Here is a 16541-nt window from a genome sequence, read left to right on the forward strand (position 1 = left end):
GGGGGGGGGGGGGGGGGGGGGTAGAATCCTGCTGAAATAATACGTGCTGTGAGCTCGTGCTTGTAGCACGTTATTTTTTCACTGAAACATTTAGAACAAGGAGTATTTAGTATGTTCTCATTTTTGAAAGCATCACCGCCGGCGCCGAGAATTGATTCTTCTCGCACTGATGCGGAATATCGTAAATTGCGTTGGCAAGTTTTTGCCGGTGTATTCATTGGCTATGCCGCCTATTATTTAATCCGTAAAAACTTTAGCCTTGCTATCCCCTATTTAATTGATGAGTATGGTTATAGCAAAGCGGATTTGGGAACCGTTGGCGTTGCCTTATCACTGGCTTATGGTTTTAGTAAATTTATTATGGGGAACGTTTCTGACCGTTCTAACCCAAAATATTTTATTACTATCGGCTTATTAGGCTCAGCGGCTATCAGCTTAATTTTTGGTTTAGTCCCCGGTGTGTTAGCTTCTATTCCATTTATGATTGTGCTTGGCGCATTAAATGGTTGGTTCCAAGGCATGGGTTATCCACCCGGTGCCAAAACCATGACTAACTGGTTCTCTAAATCTGAGCGTGGTGCTTGGTGGAGCTGGTGGAATATTTCTCATAACCTAGGTGGCGGATTAATCGGTCCATTGGCATTATTAGGTTTAGCGATTTTCGGTACGTGGCAATCACTTTTCTACTTACCTGCATTAATTGCTATTTTGCTTGCCTTTGTGATGTTCTTCTTAATGCGCGATACGCCGGAATCTCAAGGTTTACCGCCGGTGGATGAGTGGAAAGGGGAAGCGGTGCTGGAAAAAGTGGAATCCGCGGATACCCTTTCGGCAATGGATATTTTCCGTAAATACATTGTGCATAACAAATTCTTATGGGCGATTGCCATTGCTAACGTATTCGTTTATTTCATTCGTTACGGCATTATCGACTGGGCACCGACTTACCTGAAAGAAGTAAAACATTTCACCGTAGATAAACAAAGCTGGGCATATTTCCTTTATGAATATGCAGGTATCTTTGGTATGTTGGCAAGTGGTTATTTAAGTGACAAAGTATTCAAAGGTCACCGCGCGCCGCCAATGTTGTTATTCCTTGTGGGCGTATTAATCGCGATTGTGGTTTACTGGAAAAATCCGGCGGGCAATCCGTTAGTGGATAACATTTGTTTAGTGGCTATTGGCTTCTTGATTTATGGTCCGGTGATGATGATTGGTTTGCAAGCAGCAGACTTAGTGCCGCGTGTCGCAACAGGAACAGCCACAGGGTTAACAGGTTTATTTGGTTACTTATTAGGTTCTGCGTCAGCAGGTTGGGTAATGGGTAAATTGGTTGACTTATACGGCTGGGATGGCGGTTTCTATGCCTTAATCCTTTCTTGTTTACTTGGCTTTGTCTTTATTGCGTACACCTTATTCCATAAAGGTAATCAAGCATAAATTTTATTGAGTCTTAAGGGCGTTGGTGCGATTATCGAACCAACGCCTTTTTTACGATTTACTTCACCGCAATCATGGAACCAAAATTAAAACATTGGAACCAGAGTTCTGAATGGGAAAATCCGACCTTTTTTAACCGCGCTTTGTGGGTGTCAATGCTATCAATGAGCATTACATTTTCTAACGCGGCGCGTTTTTGACTGACTTCTAATTCGCTGTAGCCGTTGGCGCGTTTAAATTGGTGATGCAAGTCAATCAACAAATTATCGATATGTTTATCCTCAAAACAGAATTTTTCCGATAACACCAATACACCGTTAGGGTTTAAGCCTTGATAAATTTTTTCCAACAGCGCAACGCGGTCGGCGGGTGGTAAGAATTGCAACGTGAAATTTAAAATGACCATTGAGGCATTTTTAATTTCAATATGACGAATATCATCACATAAAATTTCGACAGGAATATCGCTATGATAAGCCTGAATATGTTGGCGGCAACGTTCTACCATAGGTTGAGAATTATCAACACCGATAATGTTGACATGAGGTTGTTTTATATGACGGCGGGCAGACAGCGTGGCCGCACCGCGAGAACAGCCAAGATCATAAACGGTTGAGTTTGCTGTAACAAATCGTTCTGCTAACATCCCAATGGCTGTAATGATATTGGAATAGCCGGGCACGGAACGTTGAATCATATCAGGGAAAACTTCTGCCACATTTTCATCAAATGTAAAATCACCCAATTTTTCAATTGGGGCAGAAAAAATCGTGTCTTTAGTCATAATATCGTTATTTTGAGCTCAAAAGTGCGGTTATTTTAGAAGAAGTTTTATTTTTTTTCAGCTATAATTTGCCGGTTATTTTTTCGATTTAGATAAATTTATAGGAATACAACTATGATGCGTACAAACTATTGCGGTGCATTAAACCGTAGCAATATTGGACAAGAAGTGATTTTAAGTGGTTGGGTTGACCGTATTCGTGATTTGCCTAATGTGACATTTGTATTGTTGCGTGACCGTGAAGGTATTGTACAGGTTAGTGTGGATAAAACCGATGCTGAAAATGCGGCAATTGTTGCCGGTTTACGTAATGAAGCTTGTATTCAAGTGAAAGGTGTGGTGGAAGCACGTAGCGAAGCCAATATCAACCCGAAAATGGCAACAGGTGAAATTGAAGTGATCGCAAAATCTGTGTTGGTTTATAACAATAGTGCCGTATTGCCTATTGACTTTAACCACCAAGTCAGCGAAGAACAAGGCTTAAAATATCGTTATTTAGATTTACGCCGTCCGGAAATGGCACAGCGTTTACGTACTCGTGCGAAAATTACCAGTTTTGTGCGCCGTTTTATGGATGACCACGGCTTTCTTGATATTGAAACACCAATGCTTACCAAAGCAACGCCGGAAGGTGCGCGCGACTACTTAGTTCCAAGCCGTGTGCACAAAGGTAAATTTTACGCTCTTCCGCAATCGCCACAGCTTTTCAAACAGCTTCTCATGATGGCGGGTTTTGACCGCTATTATCAAATCGTAAAATGTTTCCGTGATGAAGATTTACGTGCAGATCGCCAACCTGAATTTACTCAAATCGATGTGGAAACCAGCTTCTTAACGGCACCTGAAGTGCGTGAAATTATGGAGCAAATGATTCATGGTTTATGGAAACATATTATTGGCGTAGATTTAGGCAAATTTCCAATCATGACATGGACTGAAGCCATGACGCGTTTCGGTTCGGATAAACCTGATTTACGTAACCCACTAGAAATTGTGGATGTGGCAGATATTGTTAAAGACGTCGATTTTGCGGTATTTAGTGGGCCGGCTAATGATGTAAATGGTCGCGTAGCGGTTATTCGTGTACCAAATGGTGCTCAATTGACTCGTAAAAATATCGATGAATACACGCAATTTGTCGGTATTTACGGTGCGAAAGGGTTAGCATGGTTAAAAGTCAATGATATTAACGCAGGTTTAGAAGGTATCCAAAGTCCGATTGCGAAATTCTTGAATGAAGAAAAAATCAAGGCGATTTTAGACCGCACTTCAGCGCAAACAGGTGATATTATCTTCTTTGGTGCAGACAAATGGAATGTGGCAACGGACGCATTAGGTGCGTTGCGTTTGAAAGTTGGTCGCGATCTCGGCTTAACCAAATTAGACGAATGGAAACCGCTTTGGGTAGTGGATTTCCCAATGTTTGAACGTGATGAAGAAGGCAATTTAGCGGCAATGCATCATCCATTCACCTCGCCAAGAGATTTTAGCCCTGAACAATTAGAAGCGGATCCAACTTCAGCAGTGGCGAATGCCTATGATATGGTGATTAATGGTTATGAAGTGGGGGGCGGTTCTGTGCGTATTTTTGATCCAAATATGCAACAAACTGTTTTCCGTATTTTAGGTATCAACGAACAAGACCAACGCGATAAATTTGGTTTCTTACTTGATGCGTTAAAATTTGGCACCCCACCACACGCCGGTCTTGCCTTTGGTTTAGATCGTTTAACGATGTTATTAACAGGAACTGAAAATATCCGTGACGTGATTGCTTTCCCGAAAACCACGGCGGCGGCTTGTTTAATGACGGAAGCACCAAGTTTTGCTAATCCGCAAGCGTTGGCTGAATTGGCGATTGCCGTAACAGCGAAGGAAGAGTAATAAGGTAGGGTGAGCCTCCTTGCTTGCCATTATTTTATGCAGTACAAAAATCCTAATAGTGTTCTTGTGGTGATTTATGCCAAAAGTAGTCATCGAGTATTAATGCTACAACGCCAAGATGATCCCGAATTTTGGCAATCTGTCACGGGATCTTTGGCCGAAAAAGAAACGCCATTTTTGACCGCACTTCGTGAAGTGAAAGAAGAAATTGGCGTAGATATTGTAGCGGAACATCTTGAATTGATTGATTGTAACCAATCAGTAGAATTTGAAATTTTTCCGCATTTTCGGTATAAATACGCACCAAATGTTACGCATTGTAAAGAACATTGGTTTTTATTGGCATTGCCTGATGAGCGCGAACCAATATTGACGGAGCATTTAGCATATCAATGGCTTTCGGTAAGTGAAGCGGTGGCATTAACGAAGTCGCCGAATAATGCCGAGGCGATTGCAAAATATTTGGCGGAATAGACCGCTTGATCGTTCGTAGGGACGGGGATAAACCCCGCCCCTACAAATTTAATCAACATCAAATTTTAAGAAGGAAACAAGAGAATGGCAGGTCATAGTAAGTGGGCCAATATTAAACACCGTAAAGCAGCACAAGATGCACAGCGCGGTAAAATCTTTACAAAATTAATTCGTGAATTAGTGACTGCAGCTAAAATTGGTGGCGGTGATGTGAGTGCAAACCCACGTTTACGTGCGGCGGTAGATAAAGCACTTTCAAGCAATATGACGCGTGATACGATCAACCGTGCTATTGAGCGTGGTGTGGGTGGTGGCGATGACACCAATATGGAAACCCGTATTTATGAAGGTTATGGCCCAGGCGGTACAGCGGTGATGGTTGAGTGTTTAAGTGATAACGCAAACCGTACAATCTCACAAGTTCGTCCAAGTTTCACTAAATGTGGTGGTAACTTAGGTACAGAAGGTTCAGTGGGTTACTTATTTAGCAAAAAAGGCTTAATTTTAATTGCACAAGCGGATGAAGATGCCTTAACTGAAGCAGCGATTGAAGCGGGCGCAGACGATATTCAGCCACAAGATGACGGTTCATTTGAAATTTATACCGCTTGGGAAGATTTAGGCTCAGTACGTGATGGTATTGAAGCGGCTGGTTTCAAAATTGAAAATGCAGAAGTTACTATGATTCCATCAACAACCGTTGAGCTTGATGCAGAAACTGCACCAAAATTATTAGATTTAATTAACCGTCTTGAAGATTGTGATGACGTTCAAAACGTTTACCACAACGGTGAAATCAGTGATGAAGTCGCTGCAACACTGTAATATAAACATCAATGGATAGAGGCTGTTCTGAAAAATAAACAGACTCGAGATAAAGTGGGTTTGTTTGTTGCAAATCCACTTTTTATTTTAGGGATAAATAATGGCAATTATTTTAGGTATCGACCCAGGTTCACGGGTTACGGGATATGGGGTCATTCGTCAAAATGGACGGAGATTGGAATATCTTGGTAGCGGTGCTATTCGTACATTAGCCGAAGATATGCCTACGCGTTTAAAGCGTATTTACGCTGGAGTCACAGAAATTATTACCCAGTTTCAGCCTGATATGTTTGCCATTGAAGAAGTATTTTTGGCGAAAAACCCAAATTCCGCGCTAAAATTAGGGCAAGCGCGCGGTACAGCTATTGTGGCGGCAGTAAATCAAGATTTACCTGTTTTTGAGTATGCGGCTCGTTTAGTGAAACAAACGGTAACAGGGATTGGTTCGGCGGATAAAGTGCAAGTGCAGGATATGGTGACCAGAATTTTAAAATTATCTGATAAACCCCAAGCAGATGCGGCGGATGCCTTGGCAATTGCGATTACCCATGCACATACTATACAGCATAGTTTGCAGGTTTCACGCACAGCAAAACCTACGGAAACACAAGAAAAATTAACCGCGCTTTTGCGTACGCGTTATAGTCGAGGACGTTTTCGCTTAAAGATATAGCTGTTGTTTTGTTCAGTCTTTTCCGCTATTATAGCGGAAATTTTTTTATTAGGACGTTAAGATGATCGGTCGTTTACAGGGAAAACTTATTGAAAAACAGCCACCTGAAATATTGCTCGATGTGCAAGGTGTAGGCTACGAATTGTTATTACCAATGACAAGTTTTTATCACTTACCTGAAATAGGTCAGGACTGTACGTTGTTTACGCATTTGGTTGTACGTGAAGATGCTCATTTATTATTTGGCTTTGCAACAAAAACGGACCGCACTTTATTCCGTGAATTAATTAAAACCAATGGTGTTGGACCAAAATTAGCATTGGCTATTTTATCGGCGATGTCCGTACATGAATTTGCTTATGCCATTGAACGCGAAGAATTATCGAAATTAGTGAAAATCCCGGGTGTAGGTAAGAAAACGGCAGAACGCTTGTTGGTTGAACTAAAAGGTAAATTCAAGGGGGTTAAAAAAGCGGACTTCTTTGTGGAAAGCCAATCTATTGTGGCACCAAATACAGAACCTGTTTTACTGGATGCGCCGACAGATGAAGCGATTGCCGCATTAATGGCGTTAGGTTATAAGGCAAATGATGCGGAGAAAATGGTGAAGAAAGTGGCAAAAGCAGGATTAACGAGCGAGCAATTAATTCGAGAAGCATTGAAAGCAGCGTTGTAAAAGATAAAGAAAGATTGTAGAGCAAATGATAGAAGCAGATAGACTAATAAGCGGTGTGGCGAGGCTGGATGATGAAGCAGTGGATCGAGCTATTCGTCCCAAATTACTAGAAGATTATGTGGGGCAGCCGCAAGTGCGGTCACAAATGGAGATTTTTATTCAAGCGGCAAAATTACGCCAGGATGCTTTAGATCATCTTTTAATTTTTGGTCCTCCCGGGTTAGGTAAGACGACATTGGCGAATATTGTGGCGAATGAAATGGGGGTGAATATTCGTACGACTTCGGGACCTGTGTTGGAAAAAGCCGGGGATTTGGCCGCCATGTTGACCAATCTCGAACCTCATGATGTGTTATTTATCGATGAGATTCATCGATTATCGCCTGCGATTGAAGAAGTATTGTATCCGGCAATGGAAGATTATCAATTAGATATTATGATTGGTGAAGGGCCGGCGGCACGTTCGATTAAATTAGATTTACCCCCTTTTACTTTAGTTGGTGCCACAACACGTGCCGGTTCATTAACTTCACCTTTACGAGATCGTTTTGGTATTGTGCAACGGTTAGAATTCTATTCTGTAGAAGATTTGACGGCTATTGTAAGTCGAAGTGCGGTTTGTTTGAACCTAGAAATCTCAGATGAAGCCGCTCATGAAATTGCACGCCGTTCCCGTGGAACACCGCGCATCGCAAATCGTCTATTGCGCCGAGTTCGTGATTATGCGGATGTTAAAAATCGTGGCGTGATCAGTGAAGGGATCGCGAAAGAAGCACTTGCAATGTTAGATATTGATCAAGCAGGATTTGATTATCTTGATCGTAAATTATTGAGTTCTATCATCGAGCGTTTCGATGGTGGACCGGTGGGATTGGATAATCTTGCGGCCGCTATTGGTGAAGAACGAGATACGATTGAAGATGTGTTAGAACCTTATTTGATTCAGCAAGGTTTTTTACAACGCACACCGCGTGGGCGTATTGCCACATCACAGACTTATCGTCATTTTGGCTTACAAAAATTGGTAGAATAGTAAAAAGGCTTATTCGTCATGAATAAGCCTTTTGGGTTAGTTCGTATTTTCTTGCCCTCTATTTAAATGGGTTAACTTAGCTAGACCTTGATCACAACTTTTGATTTGTGTGGCTAATTCCATTTCAAGAATTTGTTTTTTGCTTTGGTTTAGCTTGCTTTGAATTTTGTTAATCTGGGTGTGCGTACCGGGTTGATTTTTTGCTTCAGTAATTAATTTTTCAGTTTCACTGAATAATTTCTGACATTGTAGTGGTAACTTTTCATCTGCTTTTTGATCTGCGGCTAGCGCATTGGTATTCCCCCAAACACCGACTAAAAGTGCGGTGATTAATAATAAAAATTGTCTCATTTGACCATCCTTAACGTCCCTACGCTATCTATTTTATAGTGTTATATAAAAAGATCTAAAATAAAATTCTTTGCAAAATAACAGATTTAAAATAGCTTGTCTAGTTTTTAGTAGGTTAATTAATAAACAATTTACTTATAATGACCTTTCTAAATAATCTATTCCGAGAAAACCTGAGGTTGTAAATTAATTCAAAAAACGTATAATTTGCGCTAGATCAATTCTCTCTATTTTTAATTATTAGTTAAATTTGATGTGATTTCATTTAATTTCATTTAATTTTTAAAAATGTGATCTAGGTAACATTTTAACTATTTTTTATCCTTACAAATAGTAGTAGAATGCTTACCGAATTAGAGTTATTTCTATAGTGGGCGTTCTCTCTAGAGCGGTTTTTGTGGAGATAATTCATTCTTCATACAAAATAAGATTGGATTTTATTTTGTGTGGCCGGGGTGATTACATTAGTAATCATGAGCTTGTAGCCTTGACAAGGAGTTACGAGATGTTAGACGTTGTAGAACTCTCTCGTTTGCAGTTTGCGTTAACTGCGTTGTATCACTTTTTGTTTGTTCCGTTGACATTAGGTCTTTCCTTTATCCTTGTGATTATGGAAACACTTTATGTGACTACCGGCAAAGAAGTGTACAAGGATATGACAAAATTCTGGGGTAAATTATTTGGTATTAACTTTGCATTAGGGGTGACTACCGGTATTACAATGGAATTTCAGTTCGGTACGAACTGGTCATATTACTCTCATTATGTAGGTGATATTTTCGGTGCGCCATTGGCGGTTGAAGCATTACTTGCGTTCTTCTTAGAATCAACATTTGTTGGTTTATTCTTCTTCGGTTGGGATCGTTTATCTAAAGGTAAACACTTGCTTACCACTTACTGTGTGGCATTTGGTTCTAACTTATCTGCAATGTGGATTTTGGTCGCAAATGGTTGGATGCAAAATCCGGTTGCTTCTGAGTTCAATTTTGAAACCATGCGAATGGAAATGACAAGTTTTATGGATTTATGGATGAACCCGGCGGCTCAAAGTAAATTCCTACATACCTTGTCAGCAGGCTATGTGACAGGTGCAATGTTTGTATTGGCAATCAGTGCATATTACCTTTTAAAAGGTCGTGACTTAGATTTCGCAAAACGCTCATTCTCAATTGCCGCAACCTTTGGTTTTATTGCCTCAATTTCTGTATTAATCATGGGTGATGAATCAGGCTATGATGTTGCTAAAACACAACCGGTGAAATTAGCAGCAATGGAAGCAGAATGGCATACTCAACCTGCTCCGGCAGCTTGGAATGCGCTTGCGATTCCTAACCAAGCAGAGCGTAAAAATGATTTTGCACTTTCAGTGCCTATGCTTGGTGGTATTATTGCTACTCGTTCTTTAGACCAACAATATATGGGTCTAAATGATCTTGAAGCACGTAATGAACAACGCGTACGTAATGGTATGGTGGCTTACGGTTTATTACAAGAACTTCATGCGCAGAAAAAAGCCGGTCAAATTGATGAGGCAACAAAAGCACAATTCTTAAATGTGCGTGGAGATTTAGGTTATGGTCTCTTGTTAAAACGTTATACAGACAAAGTTGTTGATGCGACTGATGCACAAATTAAATTAGCAGCAGCAGACAGTATTCCTAATGTTGCACCGGTATTCTGGTCATTCCGTGTAATGGCTGCACTTGGCGGCGTGATTCTATTACTTCTTTTGGCTGCATTTGTACAAAACTTACGTGGTAAAGCAGAGAAAAGTAGTTTATTACTTAAAGCATTATTGTGGAGCTTACCATTACCTTGGATTGCAATTGAGTGCGGTTGGTTCTTAGCAGAATATGGTCGCCAGCCTTGGGCAATCACAGATGTGTTACCAATTGGTGTCGCAAGTTCAGCTTTAGGTACAGGTGATCTTTGGTTCTCAATTGCTTTAATCTGTGGTCTTTACACAATCTTCTTGGTAGTTGAAATGTATTTAATGTTCAAATTTGGTCGTCTAGGTCCAAGTTCATTAAAAACAGGTCGTTACTACTTCGAGCAATCAGCTAAATAGTAGGAGTTTGTTATGATTGATTATGAATTTTTACGCGTTATTTGGTGGGTGCTTGTTTGTGTACTTCTTATCGGTTTCGTGATTACCGATGGCTTTGATATGGGAATGGCTAATTTGCTTCCATTCATGGCGAAAAAAGAAGTTGAGAAACGCATTTTAATTAACTCAGTGGCACCGCACTGGGATGGTAACCAAGTTTGGTTATTAACGGCTGGTGGTGCAATGTTTGCGGCATGGCCAATCGTCTATGCAGCCTCATTCTCAGGCTTCTATATTGCGATGATCTTAGTGCTTGCAGCATTATTCTTCCGTCCATTAGCTTTTGATTACCGCTCAAAATCAGATGGTGCTAAATGGCGTAGTGCGTGGGATTGGGGAATGTTTCTCAGTGGTTTTGTACCGAGCTTAGTCTTTGGTGTTGCATTTGGTAACCTATTACAAGGCGTGCCATTTGAATTCAATGAATTAATGCAAGTGAAATACACAGGTTCATTCTTTGAATTGCTTAATCCGTTTGCATTACTTTGTGGCTTAATCAGCTTTGCTATGTTAACCACACATGGTGCCGCTTGGTTACAAATGAAAACAACTGATGAATTACGTAATCGTGCACGTGCAGTAACACAAACTGGTGCTTTCGCAACCTTGATCTTATTTGTGTTAGCAGGTGTTTGGTTACTCTTCAAAGAAGGTTACATTGTGACGAGTGAAATTGACCATTTCGCCCCATCTTCACCATTAGGTAAAACAGTAGAAACTGCTGTTGGCGCATGGTTTAATAACTATAACACAATGCCTGTATTATACGTGATCCCGGCTCTTGTAGTGATTGGTGCATTAGCAAATATTAGTGCGTCAAAAGCTAACCGTTCAGGTTTTGCATTCTTCTTCTCATCATTAACGATGATTGGAGTAATCTTAACTTGTGCTGTTGCAATGTTCCCATTTGTTATGCCTTCAAGCTCACATCCGGAAATGAGTTTGCTTATGTGGGATTCAACATCAAGTGAATTAACCTTAACCTTAATGTTAGGTTTTGCACTGGTATTTGTTGTGATTTCATTGGCATATACCATCTGGTCGTACGTGAAAATGTTTGGTCGTTTGAACGCCGAGTTCATCGAAGAAAACAAAAACTCATTATACTAATGTAGGGAGAGATTTATGTTCTATGCAATTTGGGTAGTGGGTGTATTGGCTGCAATTTGGTTAAGTGTTGTGATCAATAATAAACTCGAACGTAAAGGTGTATTTGATCCTAAATAGTCAAAATATTCCATTTATAAAAAGAGCTCCGCGGAGCTCTTTTTTTATGTTGATCTTGCAAAGATCTATTGCTAATAAATTAGACTAGTTCTACAATATGCGAGTTTTTTAGCCGAAAGATAACAAGGGTGGCTAACTCTATGACAAGTAACGAATTTATTTTTCCTGTGCGCGTATATTATGAAGATACTGATGCAGGTGGTGTTGTGTATCACGCCCGTTATTTACACTTTTATGAACGTGCTAGAACAGAATTTTTACGCTCTCTTGGTTTTTCACAACAGGCTTTATTAGATGAACATCAACTGGCTTTTGTGGTCAAATCTATGTCCATCGACTATAAGGTGCCTGCGAAGCTTGATGATTTACTTACTGTAATGACACAAGTGACGGAAATCAAAGGGGCGACAATTTTATTTACTCAGCTTTTAAAACGGGCTGAGACAGTGCTGAGTACAGCAACAGTTAAAGTAGCTTGTGTTGACCTTGGCAAAATGAAACCCGTAGCACTTCCAAAAGAAGTTAAAGCTGCATTTTTAAACTAAGTTTTGTGAGAAAAATGGTTTAGTAAGATAAGCCGTTTCTTTTAAACAAACGCTTATTTCTTGGAGTTATCAATGACTGCTGAATTGAACTTTTTAGATTTATTTCTAAAGGCGAGTATCGTTGTTCAAATCGTTATTCTTATTCTTATTTCGTTCTCTATTATTTCTTGGGCGATTATTATTCAGCGTAGCCGTATTTTGACGAGCGCACTAAAAGATTCAAATGCATTTGAAGATCGTTTTTGGTCCGGTGAAGATTTGAATAAATTATATGATGGTTTATCTAACCGTAGAGATGCCAACTTAACTGGAAGCGAGCAAATTTTCTTTGCTGGTTTTAAAGAATTTGCACGTTTAAAACAAGTGAATCCTGATGCGCCGGATGCCATTATTAAAGGAAGTACACGCGCAATGAATCTTGCAATGAACCGTGAATTAGAAGACTTAGAGAGCCGCATTCCTTTCTTGGCAACAGTGGCATCAGTGAGTCCTTATGTGGGATTATTTGGAACTGTTTGGGGGATTATGCACGCATTTATGGCGTTAAGCGGTGCAAAACAAGCCACCTTACAAATGGTCGCTCCTGGTATTGCTGAAGCGTTGATTGCAACTGCAATCGGTTTATTTGCGGCAATCCCTGCGGTTATGGCTTATAACCGTTTAAGTTTGCGTGTAAATAAATTAGAGCAAAATTACGGTAACTTTATTGATGAATTTACTACGATTTTGCAACGTCAAGTATTTGCAAAAAACAACTAATTTTCTCACCGCACTTTGTGCACTTATCATTTAAAGTGCGGTTTATTTTGAACGTGTTTTACGAGGTTTACTATGGCGTATCGCCGTAATAAAGAGAGAAGTATTAAATCGGAGATTAATATTGTTCCATTTTTGGACGTATTGTTGGTACTTGTGTTGATCTTTATGGCAACTGCTCCGATTATTAGCCAAAGTGTCCAGGTAGATTTACCTGATGCAGTGGAAAGCCAAAATGTCTCAAATGAAGACAAAGTACCCGTTATTCTTGAGGTGGCGGGGATTGGGCAATATGCTATTTCAATTGAGGGGGAACGTTCTGAAGGATTAACGGAGGAAATGGTGACTCAAATAATGAAAGCAGAATTTGAAAAGGATCCTAATACCTTATTTCTTGTAGGTGGTGCAAGTACAGTACCTTACGAGGAAGTGATAAAGGCATTGAATTTACTGCATTTAGCCGGAATTAAATCAGTTGGGTTGATGACCGATCCGATTTAAATATTTTATATTAATCCTCGTATTTAAGGATAAATTGTGACAACACAACGAAAAAAGAAAGAGACTAATGAATTTTTGATCTCGATTGTTCTGCATATTATTTTGTTTGGGTTGTTAATCATTGGCTCGTTTTTCACCAAAACCATTGAAACAATGGGCGGTGGTGAAGGTGATGGCGATGTGATAGGTGCGGTAATGGTTGATACAGGATCAGCTGCGCAAGAATGGGGACGTTTGAAGCAACAAAATAGAGGCTCTAAAGATAAAGCTCAACCTGTTCCTGAGCCTGTAATAGAAGATAAACCTGTTCCACCGGAACCAACGCCACAGGAAAATTTAGAACAACAACGCCAAGAGATTGAAAAGCAAAAACAACTTGAGCAGCAGAAGCAATTAGAGCAACAGAAGCAAGCTGCAGCAGAAAAAGCACGCCAAGAAGCCTTAGAAAAAGCTAAAGAAGAAGCTGAGGCTAAAGCAAAAGAAGCGGCAGAAGCGGCTAAGCTGAAGAAAGAGGCTGAAGCAAAACGTTTAGCTGCAGCGGCTAAACAAGCAGAAGAAGAGGCTAAAGCGAAGGCGAAAGCTGTACAAGAAGCAAAAGAAAAAGCAGAGAAGGAAGCAAAAGAAAAAGCGGAGAAGGAAGCGAAAGCAAAAGCTGAAAAAGCAGCTAAAGCCAAAGCAGAGAAGGAAGCAAAAGAAAAAGCGGAGAAAGAAGCTAAAGCAAAAGCTGAAAAAGAGGCAAAAGCCAAAGCGGCTGCAGAAGCGAAAGCCAAAGCCGATGCAAATGCTAAGGCAGCTTCTCAAGCAAATCAAGCCGCTTTAGATGATCTGTTTGGATCTGTTGGCGGTGGCAGTGCTTCAAAAGGTGGAAATACCAATAAAGCAGGTTCTCAAGGTAGTGGTGCTGCGCTTGGAGCTGGTGATGGTGGCAAAACAGGGGATCAATATGGGGCGTTAATTAAAAAAGAAGTGAAACGCCGTCTATTGGTTGATCCTAGTTTGAAAGGCAAGGTATGCGATGTTCGCATTAATTTGGGACGTGATGGGACTATTTTAGGATATCAGCGCGTTTCCGGACCGGATGATATTTGTTCTGCTGCATTAAGTGCCATTGCAAGAACGAAAAAAGTACCGGCTCCGCCATCAGATGATATTTACAATAAATATAAGTCATCAATTATTAGCTTTGACTTGAAATAAATTCTAATTAACCGACTAAAAAAAGGTGATCATAATGAAATTAATCGCTCGTATTATGAGTGTTTTTGCCATGTTATTTTTTGTAATTAACATTGCGCAAGCAGATGACGAAGTTCGTATCGTTATCGATGAAGGTGTGGAAGGCGCGCGTCCAATTGCAGTGGTACCTTTCAAAGCAAATGGTTCCGTGCCTGCTGATATTGCAGAGATCATTTCTGCTGATTTACGCAATAGTGGTAAATTTAATCCATTACCCGTAAGCCAAATGCCACAACAACCCGGTTCGGCATCTGAAGTTACGCCTGATGCTTGGTCTGCTTTAGGTATTGATGCCATTGTTGTAGGGCAGGTAACACCGGTAGGTGATGGTTATAATATTGCTTATCAGTTAGTTGATACTATTGGGGCGTCAGGTAATGCAGGGGCAGTGTTAGCACAAAACTCTATCACCGTTCAGCCTAAATGGATTCGTTGGGGGGCTCACCAAGTAAGCGATGAGGTATTTGAAAAAATGACTGCAATTAAAGGGGCGTTTAGAACTCGAATTGCTTACATTGTTCAAAAAAATGGTGGCTCTCAACCTTATGAAGTTCGCGTTGCCGATTATGATGGTTTTAACCAATTTGTTGTAACACGTAGCTCTCAGCCATTAATGTCGCCGGCTTGGTCTCCAGATGGTCAACGTTTAGCTTACGTATCTTTTGAAAATAAAAAATCACAGTTAGTTGTTCATAACTTAACTTCCGGTCAACGAAAAGTGGTTGCCTCATTCCCAGGTCACAATGGCGCACCCGCATTTTCGCCTGATGGTTCGCAATTAGCCTTTGCTAATAGCCAAGATGGACAATTAAATATTTATGTAATGAATTCGAATGGTGGACAGCCGACTCAGTTAACACGAGGTGCAGGTAATAATACTGAACCAAGTTGGACGCCTGATGGTCGTATTCTGTTCACATCCGATAGAAACGGCTCACCGCAAGTTTATTCAATGAGCGCGTCAGGTGGCGGTGCTACATTGGTAGGCAGTGGCCGTAGTTATAGCGGCCAGATGAGTTCTGACGGTAAATCAATGGTGATGATTTCAGGTGATAATGTTGTGAAGTATGATTCTGCAACAGGTTCATCACAGGTGTTAAGTTCGACTTTCTTAGATGAAAGCCCAAGCATTTCACCAAATGGAATCATGATTATTTATAGCTCTACCCAAGGACTAGGAAAGGTGCTACAATTAGTGTCCGCAGACGGACGCTTTAAAGCTCGGTTGCCAGGAAGTGATGGGCAAGTAAAATTCCCTGCTTGGTCACCTTACTTAACTAAATAAAGAAACTCTAAGGAGATTTTTGATGAAATTAGCAAAATTATTATTAGTTGCTCCAGTATTAGCATTAGCTGCATGTAGTTCATCAGACAATAATGCTAACGCAAACAACGCGGCTCAACAATTCGGTGGTTACTCTGTTGAAGATTTACAACAACGTTATAACACAGTTTACTTTGATTTCGATAAATTCGATATCAAAGCTGAATCAGCTCAATTGTTAGACGCTCACGCGGCATACTTAACAGCTACTCCGGCTGCTAAAGTATTAGTAGAAGGTAACACTGATGAACGTGGTACTCCAGAGTACAACATCGCATTAGGTCAACGTCGTGCAGATGCAGTAAAATCATACTTAGCAACTAAAGGTGCTAACAACGTTTCTACTGTTTCTTACGGTGAAGAAAAACCTGCAGTGTTAGGTCACGATGAAGCAGCATACAGCAAAAACCGTCGTGCTGTGTTAGCATACTAATTTTGAATTAATTTCAAATTAGCGAACAGGCTCTGAAAAGAGCCTGTTTTATTTTGTATTGAATGGCGAAGTGCGGTCAAAATTTATGAAATATTTGGGATGATTGTTGACTATTCATCCAATCAGACAAGTTTTTGCAAAATAGTTGTTGATTATTAAATTTAAATCCGTATTATATGCACCCGTTGCAACGCATTATTTTGTTGTGATGATTAAGTGGGTCGTTAGCTCAGTCGGTAGAGCAGCGGACTTTTAATCCGTTGGTCGAAGGT

General features: G+C 40.4%; 17 protein-coding genes. 15 read left to right on the plus strand and 2 right to left on the minus strand.

What is annotated here, in order from left to right; translation table 11 throughout:
- Positions 1 to 111 precede the first annotated feature (111 nt).
- Positions 112 to 1440 carry a phosphoglycerate transporter protein PgtP gene (gene pgtP, locus Q0O89_RS08615; RefSeq protein ID WP_273393767.1) on the plus strand — a complete coding sequence of 443 codons (1329 nt, stop codon included), beginning with the start codon at positions 112 to 114 and terminating at the stop codon, positions 1438 to 1440.
- Between the two features lie 58 nt (positions 1441 to 1498).
- Here pgtP and cmoA read toward each other — a convergent pair whose 3' ends face one another.
- Positions 1499 to 2224: a carboxy-S-adenosyl-L-methionine synthase CmoA gene (cmoA, locus tag Q0O89_RS08620; RefSeq protein WP_293731316.1), complete on the minus strand. Its 726-nt coding sequence runs from the start codon at positions 2222 to 2224 to the stop codon at positions 1499 to 1501.
- Between the two features lie 114 nt (positions 2225 to 2338).
- On the opposite strand from cmoA, the gene aspS reads away from it, so the two are divergent.
- The 6 genes from aspS (at position 2339) to ruvB (ending at position 7789) form a co-directional block, all read left to right on the plus strand.
- Entirely contained in the window at positions 2339 to 4108 is a 1770-nt protein-coding gene (aspS, locus tag Q0O89_RS08625; protein ID WP_293731318.1) for an aspartate--tRNA ligase, read from the plus strand.
- A 36-nt stretch (positions 4109 to 4144) separates the two neighbouring features.
- Positions 4145 to 4582, plus strand: coding sequence for a dihydroneopterin triphosphate diphosphatase (gene nudB / locus Q0O89_RS08630; RefSeq protein WP_293731320.1), 438 nt, complete (start codon positions 4145 to 4147; stop codon positions 4580 to 4582).
- Positions 4583 to 4666: 84 nt separating this feature from the next.
- Entirely contained in the window at positions 4667 to 5407 is a 741-nt protein-coding gene (locus tag Q0O89_RS08635) for a YebC/PmpR family DNA-binding transcriptional regulator (protein WP_273317633.1), read from the plus strand.
- A gap of 100 nt (positions 5408 to 5507) precedes the next feature.
- Entirely contained in the window at positions 5508 to 6080 is a 573-nt protein-coding gene (gene ruvC, locus Q0O89_RS08640) for a crossover junction endodeoxyribonuclease RuvC (protein ID WP_293731321.1), read from the plus strand.
- A 61-nt stretch (positions 6081 to 6141) separates the two neighbouring features.
- Complete coding sequence (gene ruvA, locus Q0O89_RS08645; RefSeq protein ID WP_293731322.1) at positions 6142 to 6756, plus strand: Holliday junction branch migration protein RuvA; 615 nt, start codon at positions 6142 to 6144, stop codon at positions 6754 to 6756.
- A gap of 25 nt (positions 6757 to 6781) precedes the next feature.
- Complete coding sequence (gene ruvB / locus Q0O89_RS08650; RefSeq protein WP_293731324.1) at positions 6782 to 7789, plus strand: Holliday junction branch migration DNA helicase RuvB; 1008 nt, start codon at positions 6782 to 6784, stop codon at positions 7787 to 7789.
- Positions 7790 to 7825: 36 nt separating this feature from the next.
- On the opposite strand, the gene Q0O89_RS08655 is transcribed toward ruvB, so the two are convergent.
- Positions 7826 to 8140, minus strand: a complete 315-nt coding sequence (locus Q0O89_RS08655) for a DUF5339 domain-containing protein (RefSeq protein ID WP_293731326.1) — start codon at positions 8138 to 8140, stop codon at positions 7826 to 7828.
- Between the two features lie 505 nt (positions 8141 to 8645).
- Between Q0O89_RS08655 and Q0O89_RS08660 the strand changes: the two genes are divergently transcribed.
- From Q0O89_RS08660 to pal, 8 genes are all read left to right on the plus strand, one after another.
- Positions 8646 to 10208: a cytochrome ubiquinol oxidase subunit I gene (locus tag Q0O89_RS08660; protein WP_293731327.1), complete on the plus strand. Its 1563-nt coding sequence runs from the start codon at positions 8646 to 8648 to the stop codon at positions 10206 to 10208.
- Between the two features lie 12 nt (positions 10209 to 10220).
- Positions 10221 to 11357 carry a cytochrome d ubiquinol oxidase subunit II gene (gene cydB / locus Q0O89_RS08665; protein ID WP_293731329.1) on the plus strand — a complete coding sequence of 379 codons (1137 nt, stop codon included), beginning with the start codon at positions 10221 to 10223 and terminating at the stop codon, positions 11355 to 11357.
- Between the two features lie 257 nt (positions 11358 to 11614).
- On the plus strand, positions 11615 to 12019 hold the full coding sequence (gene ybgC, locus Q0O89_RS08670; RefSeq protein ID WP_293731330.1) for a tol-pal system-associated acyl-CoA thioesterase: 405 nt from the start codon (positions 11615 to 11617) through the stop codon (positions 12017 to 12019).
- 72 nt (positions 12020 to 12091) lie between these two features.
- Entirely contained in the window at positions 12092 to 12778 is a 687-nt protein-coding gene (gene tolQ, locus Q0O89_RS08675; RefSeq protein WP_293731332.1) for a protein TolQ, read from the plus strand.
- A 72-nt stretch (positions 12779 to 12850) separates the two neighbouring features.
- Positions 12851 to 13276 carry a colicin uptake protein TolR gene (gene tolR / locus Q0O89_RS08680; protein WP_135710662.1) on the plus strand — a complete coding sequence of 142 codons (426 nt, stop codon included), beginning with the start codon at positions 12851 to 12853 and terminating at the stop codon, positions 13274 to 13276.
- Between the two features lie 36 nt (positions 13277 to 13312).
- On the plus strand, positions 13313 to 14473 hold the full coding sequence (gene tolA / locus Q0O89_RS08685) for a cell envelope integrity protein TolA (RefSeq protein ID WP_293731335.1): 1161 nt from the start codon (positions 13313 to 13315) through the stop codon (positions 14471 to 14473).
- A 34-nt stretch (positions 14474 to 14507) separates the two neighbouring features.
- Positions 14508 to 15797 (plus strand): Tol-Pal system beta propeller repeat protein TolB, encoded by a 1290-nt coding sequence (gene tolB / locus Q0O89_RS08690; RefSeq protein WP_293731336.1) that lies wholly within the window; start codon positions 14508 to 14510, stop codon positions 15795 to 15797.
- Positions 15798 to 15816: 19 nt separating this feature from the next.
- Entirely contained in the window at positions 15817 to 16269 is a 453-nt protein-coding gene (gene pal, locus Q0O89_RS08695) for a peptidoglycan-associated lipoprotein Pal (protein ID WP_293731338.1), read from the plus strand.
- Positions 16270 to 16541: the final 272 nt, after the last annotated feature.

The sequence above is a fragment of the uncultured Actinobacillus sp. genome, assembly GCF_945915845.1.
GTDB lineage: Bacteria > Pseudomonadota > Gammaproteobacteria > Enterobacterales > Pasteurellaceae > Exercitatus.

What these genes read in the sequence shown, in the direction of transcription:
- tolR (WP_135710662.1), top strand. Translation starts at nt 12,851, where the DNA reads ATGGCGTATCGCCGTAATAAAGAGAGAAGTATTAAATCGGAGATTAAT.
- tolB (WP_293731336.1), top strand. Translation starts at nt 14,508, where the DNA reads ATGAAATTAATCGCTCGTATTATGAGTGTTTTTGCCATGTTATTTTTT.
- ruvC (WP_293731321.1), top strand. Translation starts at nt 5,508, where the DNA reads ATGGCAATTATTTTAGGTATCGACCCAGGTTCACGGGTTACGGGATAT.
- Q0O89_RS08660 (WP_293731327.1), top strand. Translation starts at nt 8,646, where the DNA reads ATGTTAGACGTTGTAGAACTCTCTCGTTTGCAGTTTGCGTTAACTGCG.
- Q0O89_RS08635 (WP_273317633.1), top strand. Translation starts at nt 4,667, where the DNA reads ATGGCAGGTCATAGTAAGTGGGCCAATATTAAACACCGTAAAGCAGCA.
- cmoA (WP_293731316.1), bottom strand. Translation starts at nt 2,224, where the DNA reads ATGACTAAAGACACGATTTTTTCTGCCCCAATTGAAAAATTGGGTGAT.
- tolQ (WP_293731332.1), top strand. Translation starts at nt 12,092, where the DNA reads ATGACTGCTGAATTGAACTTTTTAGATTTATTTCTAAAGGCGAGTATC.
- ruvA (WP_293731322.1), top strand. Translation starts at nt 6,142, where the DNA reads ATGATCGGTCGTTTACAGGGAAAACTTATTGAAAAACAGCCACCTGAA.
- nudB (WP_293731320.1), top strand. Translation starts at nt 4,145, where the DNA reads ATGCAGTACAAAAATCCTAATAGTGTTCTTGTGGTGATTTATGCCAAA.
- pgtP (WP_273393767.1), top strand. Translation starts at nt 112, where the DNA reads ATGTTCTCATTTTTGAAAGCATCACCGCCGGCGCCGAGAATTGATTCT.
- ruvB (WP_293731324.1), top strand. Translation starts at nt 6,782, where the DNA reads ATGATAGAAGCAGATAGACTAATAAGCGGTGTGGCGAGGCTGGATGAT.
- ybgC (WP_293731330.1), top strand. Translation starts at nt 11,615, where the DNA reads ATGACAAGTAACGAATTTATTTTTCCTGTGCGCGTATATTATGAAGAT.
- aspS (WP_293731318.1), top strand. Translation starts at nt 2,339, where the DNA reads ATGATGCGTACAAACTATTGCGGTGCATTAAACCGTAGCAATATTGGA.
- Q0O89_RS08655 (WP_293731326.1), bottom strand. Translation starts at nt 8,140, where the DNA reads ATGAGACAATTTTTATTATTAATCACCGCACTTTTAGTCGGTGTTTGG.
- cydB (WP_293731329.1), top strand. Translation starts at nt 10,221, where the DNA reads ATGATTGATTATGAATTTTTACGCGTTATTTGGTGGGTGCTTGTTTGT.